13 protein-coding genes and 2 pseudogenes are annotated in these 20,558 nt (G+C 38.6%); 3 read left to right on the forward strand and 12 right to left on the reverse strand.

Annotated features, from left to right (window positions below; genetic code table 11):
* Positions 1-9: 9 nt before the first annotated feature.
* Positions 10-1,425 (forward strand): DUF4270 domain-containing protein, encoded by a 1,416-nt coding sequence (locus O6P32_RS02535; protein ID WP_178267429.1) that lies wholly within the window; start codon positions 10-12, stop codon positions 1,423-1,425.
* A gap of 180 nt (positions 1,426-1,605) precedes the next feature.
* Here O6P32_RS02535 and O6P32_RS02540 read toward each other — a convergent pair whose 3' ends face one another.
* The 3 genes from O6P32_RS02540 to O6P32_RS02550 are packed head-to-tail and all read right to left on the reverse strand — an operon-like array spanning position 1,606 to position 6,260.
* Complete coding sequence (locus tag O6P32_RS02540; protein ID WP_269876589.1) at positions 1,606-3,012, reverse strand: glycoside hydrolase family 57 protein; 1,407 nt, start codon at positions 3,010-3,012, stop codon at positions 1,606-1,608.
* A 17-nt stretch (positions 3,013-3,029) separates the two neighbouring features.
* On the reverse strand, positions 3,030-4,301 hold the full coding sequence (locus tag O6P32_RS02545; RefSeq protein WP_269876590.1) for a glycosyltransferase family 4 protein: 1,272 nt from the start codon (positions 4,299-4,301) through the stop codon (positions 3,030-3,032).
* 18 nt (positions 4,302-4,319) lie between these two features.
* Positions 4,320-6,260: a glycogen debranching enzyme N-terminal domain-containing protein gene (locus O6P32_RS02550; RefSeq protein ID WP_269876591.1), complete on the reverse strand. Its 1,941-nt coding sequence runs from the start codon at positions 6,258-6,260 to the stop codon at positions 4,320-4,322.
* A 249-nt stretch (positions 6,261-6,509) separates the two neighbouring features.
* On the opposite strand from O6P32_RS02550, the gene guaA reads away from it, so the two are divergent.
* Positions 6,510-8,033: a glutamine-hydrolyzing GMP synthase gene (gene guaA, locus O6P32_RS02555; protein WP_269876592.1), complete on the forward strand. Its 1,524-nt coding sequence runs from the start codon at positions 6,510-6,512 to the stop codon at positions 8,031-8,033.
* 34 nt (positions 8,034-8,067) lie between these two features.
* Here the strand turns inward: guaA and O6P32_RS13630 are convergent.
* The 3 genes and pseudogenes from O6P32_RS13630 to O6P32_RS02575 form a co-directional block, all read right to left on the reverse strand.
* A pseudogene (locus O6P32_RS13630) lies at positions 8,068-8,529 on the reverse strand (hypothetical protein); the annotation flags it as partial.
* Positions 8,530-8,961 (reverse strand): peptidase associated/transthyretin-like domain-containing protein, encoded by a 432-nt coding sequence (locus O6P32_RS02570; protein WP_269876594.1) that lies wholly within the window; start codon positions 8,959-8,961, stop codon positions 8,530-8,532. It lies immediately after the preceding pseudogene.
* A gap of 191 nt (positions 8,962-9,152) precedes the next feature.
* A complete protein-coding gene (locus O6P32_RS02575; protein WP_269876595.1) occupies positions 9,153-11,438 on the reverse strand; it encodes a carboxypeptidase-like regulatory domain-containing protein in 2,286 nt (761 codons plus the stop codon).
* A gap of 138 nt (positions 11,439-11,576) precedes the next feature.
* Here O6P32_RS02575 and O6P32_RS02580 point away from each other — a divergent pair.
* Positions 11,577-12,518, forward strand: a pseudogene (locus O6P32_RS02580) (IS4 family transposase).
* Between the two features lie 370 nt (positions 12,519-12,888).
* Here the strand turns inward: O6P32_RS02580 and O6P32_RS02585 are convergent.
* From O6P32_RS02585 to O6P32_RS02610, 6 genes are all read right to left on the reverse strand, one after another.
* Positions 12,889-13,326, reverse strand: coding sequence for a PepSY-like domain-containing protein (locus tag O6P32_RS02585; protein ID WP_269876597.1), 438 nt, complete (start codon positions 13,324-13,326; stop codon positions 12,889-12,891).
* A gap of 153 nt (positions 13,327-13,479) precedes the next feature.
* Entirely contained in the window at positions 13,480-14,751 is a 1,272-nt protein-coding gene (locus O6P32_RS02590) for a sensor histidine kinase (RefSeq protein WP_269876598.1), read from the reverse strand.
* On the reverse strand, positions 14,748-15,425 hold the full coding sequence (locus O6P32_RS02595; RefSeq protein ID WP_269876600.1) for a response regulator transcription factor: 678 nt from the start codon (positions 15,423-15,425) through the stop codon (positions 14,748-14,750). The genes O6P32_RS02590 and O6P32_RS02595 overlap by 4 nt, the downstream gene beginning before the upstream one ends.
* A gap of 120 nt (positions 15,426-15,545) precedes the next feature.
* Positions 15,546-18,113 (reverse strand): alpha-glucan family phosphorylase, encoded by a 2,568-nt coding sequence (glgP, locus tag O6P32_RS02600; RefSeq protein ID WP_269876602.1) that lies wholly within the window; start codon positions 18,111-18,113, stop codon positions 15,546-15,548.
* 10 nt (positions 18,114-18,123) lie between these two features.
* Positions 18,124-19,809: a glycosyltransferase gene (locus O6P32_RS02605; RefSeq protein WP_178267144.1), complete on the reverse strand. Its 1,686-nt coding sequence runs from the start codon at positions 19,807-19,809 to the stop codon at positions 18,124-18,126.
* Positions 19,810-20,089: 280 nt separating this feature from the next.
* Positions 20,090-20,551: a hypothetical protein gene (locus O6P32_RS02610; RefSeq protein ID WP_022053121.1), complete on the reverse strand. Its 462-nt coding sequence runs from the start codon at positions 20,549-20,551 to the stop codon at positions 20,090-20,092.
* Positions 20,552-20,558 lie beyond the last annotated feature (7 nt).

A 20,558-nucleotide genomic window follows, 5' to 3' on the forward strand; every position in this document is an offset into this window, starting at 1 on the left:
AATTAAACCATGAAAGTGAAGTTCTTGGCAGCCATGGGATTGGCTGCTGCCCTCTATAGTTGTGATGACCAAACTACCGGAATAGGTCAGTTTGTAGCCGATGGAGACCAGATAGAAGCATTTGCAGAAACCTATCCGGTAAAAACGGCTACACGTACACTCGACCGTGTCTATTCACGTTCCAGCACTGCTTATTTGGGTAAATTTACAGACAAAGAATTTGGTGAACTGAAAGCAGGATTTCTGGCGCAAATCAATTGTCCGGAAGGTTATAAGTTTCCAGAACGACTGGAAAAAATAGACTCTGTAACACTGGAGTTTTATTACAACAATTATTTTGGAGACTCATTGGCTTCACTTCGTGTAAAGGTAAAAGAGCTTGAAACTCCTTTCGAAGACGACGGTACACATAAAGAGTGGTATTATACAGACTACGACTTCAGCAATAGCAACGACTGGACTTATAAAAGCGAACCTTTGGGTTTAAAAGATTATTCTGCCTACGACAAAACGGTAAGCGATTCTATACACAATACCAGCGATTACTATCCAAGCATCTCTGTACGGGTAAACGAAGACTTTGTAAACAGATTGTCTGAAGCAGCCAAAGAACAGCAAAGAGAAGGTGGTGAAGATTACTTTAAGGATGCACAAACATTCATTAATCACGTCTTCCCCGGATTTTATGCTGAAATAACCAATGGTGATGGCTCTATTGTATATATAGAAGATATATGGTTGCGTATGCAGGCTAAATATTGGATTAAGAACAGTGCCGGAGATAAAGATTCTTTGGCTACCACTTATATTCCATTTGCTGCATCAAAGGAAGTCTTTATGTCAACTAACTTCCACAATGCGAATTTCGACAGTCAAATGCAAGATGAAAAGGGTACTTATCTGAAAACTCCTGCTGGCTTGTGTACGGAAATGACTTTACCCTTGCAGAAAATCTTCGAAAGCGAACATTATCAGGATACATTAAATGCCGTATCTATTTCACTTCCGAAATACAAGAACGAAAGTGAAAGTAAATATAAAATGGGAACTCCATCTTATCTGATGCTGATACAGGAGTCTGAAATGATCGATTTCTTCGAGCAAAACAAAACGATTGACAACAAGAGTTCTTTTATTGCTTCTTATGACAGCAAAACCAACTCTTATTCATTCACTAAGTTGAACCGACTCATCAGCCGGATATTCAGCGAAATCAAGCCAGATAAAAACACCAATAACTGGGAAGAACTGGAAGAGCAACATAAAGTATTGCTGATACCAGTTAATATCAGTTTAGATTCTCAGAACAATATCATTGGTGTAGAACATGATTTAAGTGTAAGTTCTGCACGACTCGTAAGAGGAACAGGGGATACAGAAGATATTAAGATGAATATTATTTATACGCGTCCTAAACTTCATTAAACTACATATTACAAAAATAAAAAGGCTACTCACAAACGAGTAGCCTTTTTTATTTCTATCAATTATTTCATCAGATAAAAGAAACCACTTATCGCTTTTAAACATAAAGGGAAAGATTCTAAACAACAGAATCTTTCCCTTCAACACAAGCTTTTATCTTTCTAGATAGGTTTTTATTCCTTATTTTGCGGTTTTCTTAGCAGATGCTTTTTTAGTTGCAGTAGCCTTTTCTCCCGCAGCTTTTGTAGAAGCAGCTTTCTTTGCAGCTGTTTCCTTCTTTCCTGCAGCAGCTTCAGCCTTCTTCAAGGCAGCCTGAAGTTTAGTCACCTCTTCTGTCAACTGCGTCAGTTCTTCACCCTGATTCTTGATTGTTGTCAGCAATGAGCCCAACTCTTCATTATCCATATCAACAGGATACAATGCATTTACGCGAGCTATAAAGTCGCCCAATATATTCATATAGTTTGTAAATGCATCATAAGGAGAATCATAAATTCCACGATTCAAGCCCACTCCTGTATCCTTTGTAGTCATGAAACGGAAGTTGTTACTAGCCTGCAGATAATCCCAATCCTGCTTGATTCGACGGTCATTACACAAATAAACACGTTCAGCTACACCATACAATTTATTGAAAGCCTCACGCTGCATTACGTTACCCAACCATGGGCTGATATCTCTTTCTTCGTCTGTCCAAGACATCGGATAAGGAACATCCACCATGTCTACAGATTTCAGTTTCGATACAATTTCGCTCGGAGTAGAGAAAGTTATACCTTTCTGTTTTGCACATACAGGCAATGCCTTCAAGAACTCCAGGATGTTAGAAGACAGCGGCTGAGCCATACCCAAAGCTGAGAGTTCCATAAACAGATTGATTACCTGCTCATTTTCAGGCATAGAAGCAATCCATCCAATATACTTATCGGCAAACAGCGGATATTCATTCCATTCAGTATTAGAAAAACGTAAACTAATATCGTCCGATAATTTAAAATCACGCATCAAAAGTTTCAGATTCGGATTTTCAGCACAATGATACAGATAGTGCGGACTCTTCCATCCCAACACATGTTTTGCGCCTTCTACCAACATACCCTTAAATCCCATGTCAGCTACTATACCACCAATTTCGTTGGTATAAATCAAACTGGAGTTACGGAATACCTTCGGTTCTTTTCCGAAATAATCTTTAATCTTACGACGCATACGTCCTACTTCTTCGCGGAAACAATCTTCATTTGCCAATGAAGAAAGACCGTGAGAATAAGGTTCACACAAGAATTCACAACATCCTGTATTATTCAGTTCATGCAACAGTTCAATTACTGCCGGAGCATGAATTTCCAACTGTTCCAAGGCAACTCCAGAAATAGACAAAGCAACCTTAAACGCTCCGCCATTTTCCTTGGCCATTTCAATCAGCGTTTTCAACGCCGGAATATAAGAACGTTCAGCTACTTCATTAATTCCCTGTTCATTGGCATAATCATCATAATAATAATGATCGGTACCTATTTCGAAGAAACGATAACGTTTCAGATGTATGATTTGATGTATTTCAAAGTAAAGACAGATTGTTTTCATAATGATTCAGATTTTTATTATTTACCATAGTTTTTCAAGACCTGCTCATACAGGTTACGGACTTTCAGACCTACTTTTTCCCAAACGATTCCATCTACCTCTTTCTTTCCTTCGTCACGCAAATATTCGTACAACGCCGGATTGGTACAAATAGAGTGAATAGCATCGGCCATAGCATGAATATCCCAATAATCTGTTTTAATACATTTCTCAAGGATTTCAGCACAACCCGATTGTTTAGATATGATAGTAGGTACACTACACTGCATGGCTTCCAACGGAGATATACCAAAAGGTTCAGAAACAGAAGGCATAATATATACATCACTAGCCTTCAACACTTCATATACCTGCTTACCTTTCATAAATCCCGGGAAATGGAAACGATCTGCAATACCTCTTTCTGCAGCCAGTCTGATCATCGCATTCATCATATCACCACTACCTGCCATTACGAAACGGATATTACGGCTACGCTTCAATACAAGCGCTGCTGCTTCTACGAAATATTCCGGTCCTTTCTGCATGGTAATACGTCCCAAGAATGTAACAATCTTCTCTTTCGGGTTTCTTTTTGGAACAATATCCTGTATTTCCTGCGACAAAGGTGATACTGCATTGTGTACAGTAAAGCACTTGCGAGGATCCTGATAATATTTATGAATCACAGTCTGACGTGTCAACTCACTCACACACATGATACAATCTGCATGATCCATACCATTCTTCTCTATTGAATAAACAGTAGGATTTACATTACCGCGACTACGGTCAAAATCGGTTGCATGCACATGGATAACCAACGGTTTTCCGGAAATCTGTTTTGCATGGATACCTGCCGGATAAGTCAACCAGTCGTGCGAATGAATGATATCAAATTCCTGCTGACGGGCAACAACACCTGCCACAATAGAATAATTGTTTATCTCCTCATGAAGATTATCCGGATATCGGCCAGAGAACTCCATACATCCCAAATCATTAGTATGCATGTAGTTGAAATCGGCATATATATGATCACGCATATCATAATACAACTGCGGATCCATATAACTACCTACTCTGCTATTGACATAGTCCCACTGTACATCACGCCATACAATAGGCACACTATTCATTCCTATAATTTTCAAGAAGCTTTGGTCCTCATCGCCCCAAGGTTTCGGTATACAAAACGTAATATCCATGTCGGGTTGTTGCGACATACCTTTTGTCAAACCGTAACTGGCTGTACCCAAACCTCCTAAAATATGAGGAGGAAATTCCCAACCAAACATTAAAACTTTCATACTCTCTCCCCCTTTTTATTAGTTATCATACTTTTCCAATAAATTCAATGTACGCAAAATCTCAGCCACATTCATAGCAAATGATACAGCTCCTCGTCCTTTAAACGGTGGGTTTCCATCAAACAATTCAGGAATAGAGCCAATGCAATGGCGAGTCATTTCATCTTCATAGCTGATCAATTGACGTTCCACGAAGGAGATCGCACTACGCTTATAGATGCGCAAATAAGCCTCCAGGTAGAATCCTTCAAGCCAAGGCCATGCTGTACCCTGATGATATGCATAATCACGCTGCAACTGAGGACCTACATAGTTTGGATTATATCCTCCACTCTTCGGGCTCAACGAACGAAGTCCTTTAGGAGTAAGAAGTTCCTTAGTCACAATATCTACCACAGCTTTCTTTTGTTTCGCATCCAAAGGAGAATAATCGAACGCTGCTGTAAATATCATATTCGGACGAACACTCCAGTCCATCATTGTTCCATCGACATAATCGAGCAGATAACCATATTCATTCAGGAAAGTATCTATAAATGAATGAGCTACACGTGTTGCCAACTGTTCCAGACGAACGGTAAACTCATTTTCATTATTTTCTCCCAAAAGTGCTGCCACATATTTCAGTGCATTGTACCACAATGCATTAAATTCTACAATATATCCTGTACGAGGAATTACCGGATGACCGTTAACAGAAGAGTTCATCCAAGTAATTGCTTTTTCCTTTCCGTCAGAATAAATCAGGCCATTCTCACACACCGTCATATTAGGATGCTTACCATCGAGCAAGAACGTCATGATGTCTTTCAGTAATGCACCATATCTGGCCTTGGCGGCATCATGGGATACCATTTTATCATATTGCTGAATAGTCCATACAGCCCACAATAAAACATCCGGATGTTCCATTTCATATACTTTCAAGTCAGTCTGCTCGCCTTTCATGAAAGCATAAATGGCCTTGACTGCAGTGTCCATTACAGTCTCAAACTTTTCTACTTCATTAATAGCCAACATCAATCCCGGCAATGCAATAAACATATCGCGAGCACGACATTTGAACCAAGGATAACCAGCCAAAACATATGACTCTCCGTGCTGTTTATTCAGGAACTGATGAGCGGCATTAATCAAACAATTCTTGAAATTGTCTCTCGGAATTCGTCTATCCACCTCAGAAGCAAAAAGTCCGTTCAGTTCTGCAGGATCAATCGGAGACACAGCTCCTGAAAAGACAATGGATTCCCCTTTTTCAATATCCATTTCAAAATAGCCCGGAACATAAAGATCTTCATTGAAATCATAGCCACGTTCCTGTTCTTTCGGATATTCGATTCCTCTATACCAATCGGGAGTAAAACAGAATGTATTCGACTTACTGAACTGCATATACAAATCCGGATATCCGGCATACATACATGTCTTTATTCCGTTTTCAACGGCCTCATACTGACGGTTCACCTTATCATTTTCATGAGTATACTGACGTACACTACGGAATGCCAAGTAAGGACGGAAACGAAGAGTTGTCTTTGAATGTGCTTCCATCAAAGTATACCGGATCAGAATTCGATTTTCATGGTGTACGAAAATAATTTCTTTTTTCAATACAACCCCACCTACCCTATAAATAGTAGTAGGCACCTTGTCGCACTCAAACTCACGGATGTACTTATGACCGCGCGGACTATAATTATCACCATGATATTTGTGTAACCCAAGATTGAATTCAGCTCCATGCTGAATAACAGTCTCATCCAAAGAAGAAAGCAACACATGGTTCTCATCATCCAATTCAGGAATTGGAATCACAAGCAACCCATGATATTTGCGAGTATTACAATCTACAATAGTAGAACAATGATACGCTCCAGACCGGTTTGTACGAAGAATCTCACGCGGTAAAGACTCTTCCAAATTTGTCATCAGCGTCTTATCGAATCGTAAATAACTCATAGTTGTATATTAAGGTTATAGTTAATTATTCTATAAAAAATGTTATTTTTACATGTGCTCAAAATTAGTAATTAAATAAACACTACAAAATTAAAAGTGTACTTTTTTTTCTTCATCCTTGTTTTTTTCTCTACTACAAGAAGCTTTCTCCCGACTCATTCGTTTTTTACTTCAAGCATATAGCAAATCTGAAAAATTCTAAGTACCTTTGTAGCATAGAATACATTATACACATATACGTAAAACAATATGCAGGAAAAAATCATTATTCTTGATTTCGGGTCGCAGACCACACAGCTTATCGGGCGTCGTGTTCGCGAACTGAACATGTATTGCGAGATTGTTCCCTACAACAAGTTTCCACACAATGACCCTTCTGTAATTGGTGTCATTCTTTCCGGAAGCCCTTTCTCCGTATACGACGAGAAAGCTTTTAAGGTAGACTTGACAGACATTCGCGGCAAGTACCCTATTTTAGGCATCTGCTATGGCGCGCAATTTATGGCTTACACCAATGGCGGAAACGTTGAACCGGCTAATACACGTGAATACGGACGTGCACATCTGGCTACTTTCAAACACGACAATCCGTTACTGAAAGGCATTCGTGAAAACTCTCAAGTTTGGATGAGCCACGGTGACACCATCACTGCAATACCGGAAAACTTTGAAATTATCGCATCAACAGACAAGGTTGCAGTAGCTGCTTATCAGGCTAAAGGAGAAAAACTGTGGGGAGTACAGTTCCATCCGGAAGTATTCCACAGCGAAGACGGAACATTACTTTTGAAAAACTTCGTAGTAGACATTTGCGGCGGTAAACAAGACTGGAGCGCTGCTTCATTCATTGAAACAACTGTAGCTGAATTGAAAGCACAATTAGGCAATGATAAAGTTGTTTTAGGTTTGAGTGGAGGTGTAGACTCTTCAGTAGCAGCCGTATTGCTGAACAAGGCTATCGGCAAGAACCTGACATGTATCTTTGTCGACCACGGAATGTTGCGTAAAAACGAATTCAAGAATGTATTGCATGATTACGAATGTCTGGGATTGAACGTAATCGGTGTAGACGCCAGCAAAAAATTCTTCTCAGAACTGGCTGGTGTAACAGAACCGGAACGTAAACGTAAGATTATCGGCAAAGGATTCATTGATGTATTCGATGAAGAAGCACATAAGATTAAAGATGTAAAATGGCTGGCACAGGGTACTATCTACCCAGACTGCATCGAATCTTTGTCTATTACCGGTACAGTAATTAAGAGTCACCATAACGTAGGTGGTCTGCCGGAAAAGATGAACCTGAAGCTTTGCGAACCTCTCCGTCTTTTGTTTAAAGACGAAGTACGTCGTGTAGGACGTGAATTAGGTATGCCGGAACATCTTATTACCCGTCATCCGTTCCCAGGTCCGGGATTGGCTGTACGTATTTTAGGAGATATCACTCCGGAAAAAGTACGTATCCTGCAAGACGCAGACGACATCTTCATCCAGGGTTTACGCGACTGGGGCTTGTACGATCAGGTATGGCAGGCTGGAGTAATCCTGCTTCCGGTACAGAGTGTAGGTGTAATGGGCGATGAACGTACTTACGAACGTGCCGTAGCATTGCGTGCCGTAACAAGTACTGATGCCATGACTGCCGACTGGGCACACTTGCCTTACGAATTCATGGCAAAGGTTTCGAACGATATCATCAACAAAGTAAAAGGCGTAAACCGCGTTTGCTACGATATCTCTTCAAAACCACCTGCAACAATCGAATGGGAATAATTTAAACCCTATTTAACGTGAGTTCGATATAAAATCAAAAGATAGTAAGTTGCCCGTCATTGATAAAACTAACATCAATGGCGGGTTTCTTTTCAAAGAAACAGTATGCTGCAATAGCCAACAAAGAGTTAGCAATGAAATTGTTGAAGGAACGGTGTCTGGAATGTCTTATGAATCAATATCCTCTGATTACGGCAAACACGTAAAGGAGTGGAATCAACAAAGCCGATACCGGTACAGGTCCCTAACAGGACTTTCTTGATGAAAATGGGAGAAGCAGTACTTCCTTTTCCAGTTCCACAAAACGGTTGTAGGACACCTGACACGGAAACAGGTATTTCAGATGTTTGCAGATATACTCCTTGTAATAATGCTTGAAACAACGAAAACCACCGGAATGAAACAGGATAAGAATCACTATAACTTCAGCATCGCTCATGCGGTTTAGTTTGTTTCGATGCTTGGTATTCTTGTCTTCAATCATATATTTTTTCTGTTATAACGCAAATTCCTTGTCAATATCTTTCGGCCGTAAATTCTGTATTTTGTGGAAATCAGCTTTTACCCCATTTATATATAGTGTAGCAGAACCCCGAGAAGTTATTACAGCTCCTTCCTTGCGATTTACGACTACCCCCGGAATCATTAAGTTATACAATAAATCATATCCATTATATGCATATTTTGATTGTAGTTTACTGGGTATAATCAGTAAACAGTCTTTTTTCTGAATAAATGAACTACCTGTTATGGTGACTCCATCTAGTGTTACATTGTTTTCTTTTAATATGACCGTTGGCAGTTCATAATCCCTGTCGGGCATTTCAAAGTCAAGAAAACGGCTGATATATCCGATGCAGTTGACAGAAAGAATGTATTTTCCCTCCTTTATGTTATCCAGACAAAATCCTCCCTTCTCATCCGTCACGCTTCCTTTGACAAAAGAGGAGTCTGGAGCCAGTATTGTATGGTGGCTACCGGTATGGAGTTCTGTGCTATGTCTTTTATACTTCCGGTTACTTTATGATTGGCAGAGTAGGCACTCACAACGAAGAGACTGGCGATCAGCAGGCAGATTTTGTTTTTTCATATCTATTCTTAATTTTATGTAGATTCATATTATTCAGCTTTCAATATTGCACTGTTTATTGTAGTGTTAATATTACGCTGTTCTTTAGAAGTGTTCTTTCCAAAGTCGAATGTATAAGCCACTTTGATATAACCTGTTTTTTGATACGTTTCACTATAAGAGCTGTTATGAAAACGATATACCCCCATATCCATATACATTTTAGTTCGGTTGTGTTTGCTAAATGTATTGTCCGTACCGGCTTCTGCCATCCAATTTTTATGATTCCAACGCACAAATGCACCGTAAGTTGCAGGGGTATCTATGAAAGCGGGATAATTATCTAATGTTTTTCCCGTAGATTTTCCGTGTATATTAAATGCAAAATTTTTCCAGTAATAGTTTATATCCATGCTTCCTCCCCATTCGTTTTTATGTTGCTTTACCTTTCCCGTAATTTCATTATAACGATAAAATCCTAGCAGTTTAATATGTAAACTAGGAATTATCTTGTAAGTAACAGCAAATGAGCCTTTTAATTGATGAAAATTTCCTCCAGTACAGAATGTATTCACCAGTTTATCATTTTCTATATAGTAATCACTGAAAATACTGTTTATAGCTCCAAAATAAAGACCTGCCACTTGTAGACTGATTTTTCCTTTCTGGTGGTTATAAACCAAATAACTATTATAATAATTGGTCTTTTCCAGATGCGGATTTCCTCGTTTAACAGACAATGAATCCAATTCTTGATTCACATTATTTATCCATTCCATAGGTGGATTGGAATTTCCTGTATTCAATCCATACAATATAGAGTTTTCGGAATTTATCTGATAGTTCAATAAGATATTAGCATGGGGAGACAGGTAACGTTTTGCTTCATTTCTATGCAAACAATATTGCAATAAATCACCTCCAAGCTGCAAACTCATATACATTTTTCCGATGCTTTGATTGTATTGTCCCATTAATAAAGTCTCAGTTGTCCATAAATGACTCCATTCATTAAAACCTTCTTTATATGTGGCAGAAGAAATAGAATGTAAATGGCTGAAGTTTAATCCGAAAAAGTTGTTGTGTTTTAATTGGATATTATAATCTGTTGAAAATGCAATATTGTATAAACTTTCGTCCACTTTCGTATGAGAAAAGTAGTTTCTTTCCGTGTACTTTCGTATATACTTATTGTTTGTATAAGTAGCCGTTAAATCAACATTAAAAAACTGCGTCTGTCCCAATTTAAAACTTCCATATAAATTCAAACTTGGCATTAGGGTAGTCTGGGTTGTTTCAGTTTTTGCACTAATATCATTAACTGGAGCACTATCATATTCAATGACACTTTTACTATAATTGTCAGGCATGCTTTGATGGACGAAGGAAATTTTTCCAGCTAATGTCCGTTTATCATTGCTGTCATTAATATTCAGTTGTGCATATTGTTTGTTCTTATTCAACTCTGCATCATCTACATGAGTTGTACGGCTTATTTCCTGCTCCGGGAAGTAAAAAGTTTCTTTTTTATCTGTTCGTATCCCACCATTACGTTCCATGGAATGACCGGCAAATAGCGTATAGCTGGTATTTTTGTGCATAACCTTTAGATTGGCATTGTAGTCGCCTCCCCAATACCCGATAGTTTGCATCCCATCTAATGCAACATAACCACCCGTATTTTTCTTTTTCAATATATAGTTGACCGAGGCTTTATCACCTGCATACTTCCCCGTAGGCATTTCAAAATATTCTATTTTTTCAATATCTTTAGGACGAAGAGCATGTATTTCTTTGTAGTCAGCTTTTTGCCCATTTATATAAAGGGTAGCTTCTCCCAACAATGTATTTACCGAACCTTTTTGTGTATTGACAGACATTCCCGGAATCATCAGATTATACAAAAGATCATATCCTGTAGAGGCGTGTTTTACTTGTTGTTCAGTTGGGATAATTAATACCCGATCTTTTTGACGAACAAAAGAAGAAGCTTTTACTACTACTTCATCCAATAATATATTATCCTTTTTCAGCGTAAGCAAAGGTAATTTCTTATCTTGGCTTCCTATACTAAAAATATGCCATTGCGGTATATATCCCATAGAACTTACAAAAAGTAGATAATCACCCGAACATACATTTTGCAGGCAATAGTTACCTATACTATCCGTTATGGTTCCTTGTACAAAGGAAGAATCGGGATGTAATAGCTGAATGGAAGCATAAATTACTTCTTGTTTGTTTTCACTCTTCACATTACCTTTGACCAATACTTGAGAAATCATAGGAAGCACATGAAACAACCACAAACAAACAGTTAAACCTAATATTTTCATTAATAACTTTTTGATTTAAAATTATTTTTAGTAGATGACAAAAAGCTCTACTATTAATCATCTAATTATCAATAGATTATATTTGCAAAAAAATCCTTTAAAATCAGTAACTTTAAAGAAAAATTCACCGCTTTTTCTATGAAGACTACTGATTCCAAGGACTTAGTCAAAGTTAACCAAACCCTCCCGATTATGCAAGAGTATTTTGGAAATTCGATGAATCTAGCCCGCATTAAGCTTATGGCTTATATGCTCCACGCACTTTGTGTGGTGCAGGCTGTAAGCCTTCACAAACCGGCTTCGGCAATGCCTACGTCGGTTGAGCGTGATTCCAATCTGTGCCGCATTCAGTGATTCATCGCCAACTATGCCTTAGACCTTGACCTGGTAACAAGGATACTCTTCACATTGCTTCCTGTTAAGGATGGTTTGGTTCTGAGTATGGACCGTACCAACTGGAAGCCCGAAGAGTTCAATATCAATATACTCACCCTCGGCTTCACCTACAAAGGCATTGCCTTTCCATTACTATTCAGCCTTTTGGACAAACGAGGCAATTCCAATTGGGAGGAACGCAAGGCTATCATGGAACGATTCATCCGACTTTTTGGACATGACTGCATCGACTGCCTTGTGGCCGACCGAGAGTTTATCAGCAAAGAGTGGATTGGCTGGCTTAACAACAACAGGATTCGATACTATATCTGTATTCGGCAGGATATTTGGGTTGTCAAACCCTCCATAGGAGAAAGAATCAGAGTGTGGTGGCTCTTCAATTCCCTCAAAGTCGGACAGGAGAAATTCTACTACAAGCTCTTTTTGCATAAAAGGCAGTATGTCTATCTCTCCGGAAGTCGAATCAAGGACTCTGACAGGATACCAAAACTTCAGATCCTGATCTGTTTCAACCGACCTGAAGATGAAGTAGCGACCTATAAAAATAAACTGATAAAAATTCTGAAGCATGGATGAAGAGCTAAGTCGTTGGTCAAATATGGTCTTGAGGAAATCTCAAACGCGCTTTTCCGATCGATATATACACCCCAATTCGATGCATTCAAATTTTTGTCATGTACTTAATAATTTGGTACTATAAATTTAATACTTTTACCGCTATGCTTCTAATTGTCAATGAAATATATTTATCCTTATTTCGAACTCACGTTATTTATAGCCTTCCGTAAGGCATTTGGAGTAGCCTCAACTTGAAAAAGTTGGGGCTATTTCTATTATTGCCAATTGACTACGATAACAGGAAAAAGCTTCAACCGACGTCGTTGTATGCACAAACACCGACGTTGATTCTACAGCCGGCGACGCTGAATATACAGCCGACACCGTTGGTTATAAAACAATGTGTGCATCACCCTATAATGCATTCAATAAAAAAATACCGGTCAGCTGATCACATCAGCCAACCGGTATCTTCTACATATTATATCCGCTTTTCTCAATTATCTATATCCATAACACGATATTTATTGTCGAATTTAATTTCCCAACGATTGGAAAGCACGACTTCGTACTCCTTTTTATCACGTTCTATTTTCAGAATCTTTTCATCCGGATAGGTAGATTTTATATAATTCAAGATTTCGGCCGGAATCACAGAAACCGGAACTCCATGCTTATGACAGTTCAGTTCGGTCCAGTCACCAGAGCGGTCGAATTCCACTTTCTCCCCATTGGTGAAAATCACATCATAACTTTTATAAAAAAGGTCACTTTCCATTTTGGCAAATGCCACCTTATGCCCTTTAAAGTATGTAGTAATAAAACTTTGAGCCTTTGTCGGCAATTGACCTACCTGAATGGGTTTATCTGTATCTGCCCATACCATTGTTTGCACAGAAAAAATACACATCAATAAAAATAACAGCTTCTTCATATTTATTGTTTTAAATGATTAATGTTTAAGTTTCTGATACAAAATTGAATGATAAATCTGAAAAGAATATGAAATATTCTATTTTCCCTACTTTCATATTCAAATATTTCATCGCGCATCAGAAAACTCTCCATACATAATAAAACAGTCTTTTTACTCCCTACTTACCTTAAATACGTGATAATCATCTTTATAAGTATACCGTATCGACAAATGCGCAGCTTTACAGATAGAATCGACCAATGCCAATCCTAAACCTGTCGATCCTTCTTTTTTCTTCCCTTGATAGAAACGCTCAAAAATACGGTTCTCATCCAATGGCTCTTCTCCTGTATTACTGATAGTAAACGATTCTGAATCTACTTTTATATGAATTGCCCCGTTATCCACATTATGCACAAATGCATTCTTCAACAAATTAGAGACCAAAGTAGAAGCCAGCGAGTCATTCATTTGCACACAGAAGGAAGCATTATTTTCTACCTCAACTGTGATATGCCGATAAGCATACACTTCCCGGTAGTCGTCCAGATAACGTTCCAGAAGATGATCAAAACAAACCGATGTATTTTCTGTAAATTGTCCGTTTTCTATTTTGCACAAAAGCAAAAGCGACTTGTTCATCCGTGTCAGATTTTCCAGTGTCTGATGAGTTTTCATCAATTCACCCAATTGCTTTTCTGTCAGGCTTTCGTCTTCCATCAGCATTTCCAGTCTGTTGCGGCAAATGGCTAAAGGAGTCTGCATTTCATGTGAAGCATTACCTATAAAAAGCTTCTGTTGCTCGTACAACTGCTCACTGCGCTGAGAGGATAGCAAAACCACTTCATTTAATTTATGAAACTCTGTAATGCGTGTTGTATTTTCCAGTGGTTTATTCTGATGTCCCAGACGATAATGGTCAAGCCAATCTAAAAGAGTATACAGAGGTTTCATATTCCGGTGGAAAACCCATGCATTCAACAGAACAATCATCAACAGCAGCACTACATACAAAAAGATAATCCACCCCAAGATGGCCTTCCTCAAATCGTATTTTTCAATTGTAGGAGTATACACCACCAGTTCCATAAACTGCCCCTCTTCTGTTTCAAAAATCACAGTAAGCACACGGGCCGGCTCAGTTTCTCCTTTGTCGGTAATATACACCATTTCATCATGGAAAGACAAATGAGGATAAGTCTGGGCATATTCCCTGCTCACCTCGTACAAATAGTACTGATTGTTTGTTCCGTTATTCTCCGACGGCAGTTCATCCCCCGACAATGAACGGATAATCAGGCGTTCTGCATAATCGGACAGCGAATCATCCACTTCATCATTAATTTCTTCTACCATGGCCAGATAAAAGAAAGCAGCCCAAAGCGCCAGGATTACCGTCAGGGCCAGCGATATACGGGATAAAACCAAATGAAACAGTTTCATTCTACAACAAATTTATAGCCAAATCCATATACAGCTTTCAGTTCCGGAGTAGCACCGGCTTCTTTCAGATGTTTACGCAAATTCTTAATCTGCGCATAGATAAAATCGAAATTATCTACCTGGTCGATATGATCTCCCCATACAGACTCTGCCAATGTATTTTTATTGACCAGTCTTCCCGGACGTGACATAAAATAAAAGAGAATATCGTACTCCTTCCGGTTAAGTTCAAGTTCTTTTCCATTCACCGTCACCTTATAATCATCCGGATTTATTTCAATATTGCCATACTGAACCAGCTTCTTTCCTTCCCGATGATTCCGTCGTAAAAGACTTTTGATACGTGCATGAAGCTCAGCCAGATGGAAAGGCTTAGGAAGATAGTCATCTGCCCCCAAGTCTAATCCTGCCACCTTATCTTCTATGGAATCTTTAGCCGACAGAATAATCACATTAGGATGTTTTCCTATATCGTGAAACTCTTTCAAAAGGTCAAGCCCGTTTCCATCGGGTAACATGATATCCAATAAGATACAATCGTAATCGTAATCTTCTACCTTGTATAAAGCAGTTTTATAATCTGGAGCTTCCGCTACTATATAGCGTTCTTTTTCCAAAGAGCGTACGATGATTTCGCGCAAATCGGCATCATCTTCTACAATCAGAATTTTCATAGGCAAATCATGTTTTTGCAAATATATCAAAGAAACATAAAAAACCGCATGTATCCACCGGAAAATCCGGCTTCTACATGCGGTTTCATAAATATTTAATTATGTGCTTTCTACTTCATATTATGCATTGAACCAGCGTACATAGCAGAAATCCTGACGATGAGGCAGATCAGCATGTTTCGGGAACATACGATAAGCTACTTTAAAGCTTCCGGCATTAGACAAGCTGTGAACCATCTGGAAGGTATACAAATTGCCTTCGCGTTTGATCAGATCCATTGGGGTAACAGAATAAATATGTTCTTTACCTTCCACATTTGTATAAGTTACTACCATTTCTACACTTACAACATCGTCCAAACCTTTTTCATCGATCACACAAGTAATTGTATAGTCTTTTCCGCTTTCTACATTACCCTGACGAAGTTCTTCGCACTTGTCTACAGATACAATTTCAATTGAATCCCATTTTTCTGCAACTTCTTCTTTCCATTTAGCCAGTTCTTTTACTTTAGTAAAGTCATTTGCAGCCAAAGAGTGGAAGTGTGAAGCTTCTTTTTCATAGAACTTAGCATAGTAATCATCAAGCTGACGCTTCATTGTATAATGAGGAGCTACCTGTGCTATAGAGTTCTTAATGGTCTTAATCCATCCTTCAGAATAGCCTTTCTTATTACGTGCATAATACAACGGAAGGATTTCAGTTTCCAAAATACTATAAATAGTAGCTGCATCCAGCTGGTCTTGGTGTTCCTGATTCTGATAAGTACGTTTTTCGGTCAAAGCCCATCCTGCACCTTCACGATAGCCTTCCAACCACCATCCGTCAAGTACAGAGAAGTTTACCACACCGTTCATCAACGCTTTTTCACCAGATGTACCTGATGCTTCGAGCGGACGTGTCGGAGTGTTCATCCAGATATCTACTCCAGAAACAAGACGACGAGCCAGTTTCATATCGTAATTTTCGAGGAAGATAATCTTACCCAAGAATTCCGGACGTTTAGATATTTCTACAATCTTCTTGATTAATCCCTGTCCAGCTCCATCGTGTGGGTGTGCTTTTCCGGCAAACAAGAACTGTACCGGATAATCAGGATTATTTACAATCTTAGACAAACGATCCAAATCGGTAAACAGCAAATGTGCACGTTTGTATGTTGCAAAACGACGAGCAAAACCAATAAGCAATGCATTCGGATTGATTTTATCCATCAAAGAAACAACACGAGAAGGATCTCCCTGGTTCTTCAACCAAGTGTCGCGGAACTGATTACGGATATAATCAATCAATTTATTCTTCAATGCGACACGAGTGTTCCAGATTTCTTCATCAGGAACATTATAGATAGCTTCCCAAATCTTCGGATTAGACTGGTCTTTCAAGAAGTTCTTGTCGAAATATTTGTTATACAATTTCTTCCATTCAGAAGCACACCAAGTGGGGAAATGTACACCATTGGTAACATAACCTACATGATTTTCTTCAGGGAAGTATCCTTTCCAAATACCAGCAAACATTTCCTGAGAAACTTTTCCGTGCAACCAGCTTACACCGTTTACTTCCTGACATGTATTGCATGCGAAAGTAGACATACAGAAACGTTCATTCGGATCACCCGGATTAATACGTCCCAAGTTCATCAAATCTTCCCATGAGATACCCATACGCTGAGGATATCCGCCCATATATTTACCAAACAAGCCTTCGTCGAAATAATCGTGACCTGCAGGTACAGGAGTATGAACAGTATAAAGAGAAGAAGCACGAACAACTTCCAAAGCTTCATCGAAAGACATTCCACCTTCTACGTAATCGCACAAACGCTGTACATTACACAATGCAGCATGTCCCTCATTGCAATGATAAATATCTTTCTTTATTCCTAATCTCTTCAGCAGCAATACACCACCGATACCCAACAGAATTTCCTGTTTCAAACGGTTTTCCCAGTCACCACCATACAACTGATGTGTAATCGGACGGTCGAACTCGCTATTCATTTCATTATCTGTATCAAGCAAATACAAAGGTACACGACCTACATTTACTCTCCATACATATGCATGTACATAATAGTTCAGATAAGGAACATCGAGTACCAAAGGTTTTCCATTTTCATCGTTTACACGTTCAAGTGGCAAACTGCCAAAGTTTTGTGCTTCATAATTAGCAATTTGCTGGCCGTCCATAGAAAGGCTCTGGCTAAAATAACCATAACGGTACAAGAAACCGACAGCACACATATCTACATTACTGTCTGAAGCTTCTTTCAAATAGTCGCCGGCCAATACACCTAAACCTCCAGAGTAGATTTTTAATACATGAGTCAGACCATATTCCATACAGAAATATGCTACTGACGGACGTTTTGAATCAGGCTTTTCATTTATATACGCCTTGAACTTTGCGTAAATGTCGTCGATTTTTTTCAAAACTCCTTTATTTTCAGACAAAGCCTCTAATTTTTCATAGCTTAGACGTTCCAATAATGCAACCGGATTCTGAGCAACAATCTGCCACAGCTCTGGATCCAACTCTTTAAACATTTCAGTTGCCTCATCATTCCAAGCCCACCATATATTGCGAGCCATTTCTTCCAACATCTTCAGAGATTCCGGAATACGAGATTTTACATTAATCTCTCTCCAAACCGGAGCATTAGCATAATTAGTTTTAACTTTCATATCTTTAAATTTAATTTAAGGATTTCTCAACTTTAAAAGAAAGGCGTTTGGAAGCATTACGTAAAGCAATATCATATGCTCTATAATAAGCCTCTATAAAGTGTTTCCAAAGTGCTTTCTCGGCTATTTTAGCCGCATTATTACGTATTTTATTAATTTCTGTTTCTGACAGAGAAGAGAACTCGGATATTGTATCTTTGATAGTATCAGCTACTTCCGAATAGTTATAATCGGTACGATGAATTACCTTTACTCCATCCTGTAATACTCCCGGACGGCCTTTCAACGAATTCACCCATAGACCAAATCCTGCGAGGTCTGTAGTAATAGTAGGAACTTTAAATGCAATACTTTCAAGAGGAGTATATCCCCATGGTTCGTAATAGGAAGGATATACACTCAAATCTGTTCCTATTATCAAATCGTAGTACAATTCATTTAAAATACCATCCTTTCCATCCAGATAACATGGCACAAAAATTACCTTTACTCTTGAATCTGCAGCATTCGACATATCCAGATACTTCAACATATCAAGTACCTGATCGTGATTCATATTATGCAGCCAGTGTGTAATAAACGGACACTCCAATGGAGTATTGAATGTTTCCTTGCTATCCAAACGCTTACGCAAATCTTCACGAGGCTCCCCTACCCATCCTGGTACATTGATAAATGCCAGAACTTCTTTTTTCAGATTTTTATCTCGTGTCAATCGGTTCAATGCTTCCAGATATACATTAATACCTTTGTTCTTGAACTCATAGCGTCCACTGGTACCAATAATCATCGTATCATCCCCCAACTGAGTGCCTAACAAAGCATTAGCCATGGTAAGCAAAGTTTTCCGTGCCTTTTTCCGCTTATTGGCAAACTTTGTTCCTTTGGGCACAAAGTCATCTTCAAAGCCATTCATCAGAATCACATCAGCAGGTTTTTCAAGTAATTCCTTACATTCGTTATTGGTAATTTCACTCACTGTCGTAAAGCAGTCTACATGATGAGCTGTTTGTTTTTCAATAGAATGCTTAGATTGCATATTGAGTTCCTGAGCCATCTGATCTCCGTTATAAGCAAACAGATAATCATAAAGAGGTTTATTGTTTCCGGCTATCGAACGGCCAATGGAAGTCGCATGTGTAGTAAAAATAGTAGCAATCTGCGGAACTGCTTTCTGCACATAAAGGGCTCCCATTCCTGTCATCCACTCATGTGCCTGATATACGACCTTATCTTGCAGAGTCAAATTATAACGATAAAAACTTTCTACAACCTTTCCTGCAGCATATGAAAACATGGATGCTTCATCATAATCTCCATAAGCATGCAAAGAATCAACTTGAAAGTCTTCCCACATTTTTGTGTAGATCTCATTCTTTTCCGAAAAGAAAGGAGTAAAATCAACTAAAATAGCGATAGGATTCCCTGGAATATTCCATCTTCCAATACGAATCTTTAAATGATCACTCTCTATTGCGTGTTTACGCCATTCTTTCAGGCATTCATTATCCTCAATAAATAAAGGATTTTCTTTTCCTATCCATACATCCGGACCTATAAAATAAATCTTATCAGGAAAAGCATCTTGCAAAGTTTTTGCTCTTGTGGAAAGAACTGTGTAAATTCCTCCAACCTTATTACATACTTCCCAACTTGATTCAAATATATAATCAGGAGTCAAAAGTTGCATTGTCATCTTTTATAGTATTTTCTAAGTCAAGCGCGAATTTATAAAAAAGGATGAATATAACGAACAAATTCACGCATAATATTATTCTAACAGAGGATAATCGGTCTTTAACTGGATATCAGACATCTAAAAAGGTATTGATTTCACAAATTACATGACATTACAACCTATAGAATAATCAAACTATACTAAAGATACACAGTCTATATACTTTATCATGTACAAAAAAATATCCGGTACGAGATAAACTCATACCGGATATGTACATATTACTTTTTTATTATATTTAAGCCAATGCAGATCCCATCAAGAAGGTTGCAGCCAATGCAACGATTGCATACAATTCCGGGAATACAGCCAAAATCAAAGTATTTCCAAATACATTGTGGCCTTGACCGATAGCAGCAATACCATTAGCACATACCTGTCCCTGACGAATAGCTGAGAACAAAGCAACCAATCCCAGACCAATGCCAGAGCCTAATACAGCACAAGCCTGAATTCCTGTAATTTCAGGAGTCAATACTCCAAAAATACTCTGGAACATAAAATATCCGGCAAAACCATACAAACCCTGTGTACCTGGAAGTGCAGTCAATACCAAGAAGTTACCAAAAGCACTATCGTTTTTCTTCAACGCTCCAATTGAAGCATTTCCGGCGATGGTTACACCATAAGCACTACCGATACCAGATAAACCAACCATAATAGCAATGCCAATATAGGCAATCAAAAGATTCATTTCCATAACTTTA

The organism is Phocaeicola acetigenes, from assembly GCF_027529745.1.
In the GTDB taxonomy this organism is placed as follows: domain Bacteria; phylum Bacteroidota; class Bacteroidia; order Bacteroidales; family Bacteroidaceae; genus Phocaeicola; species Phocaeicola acetigenes.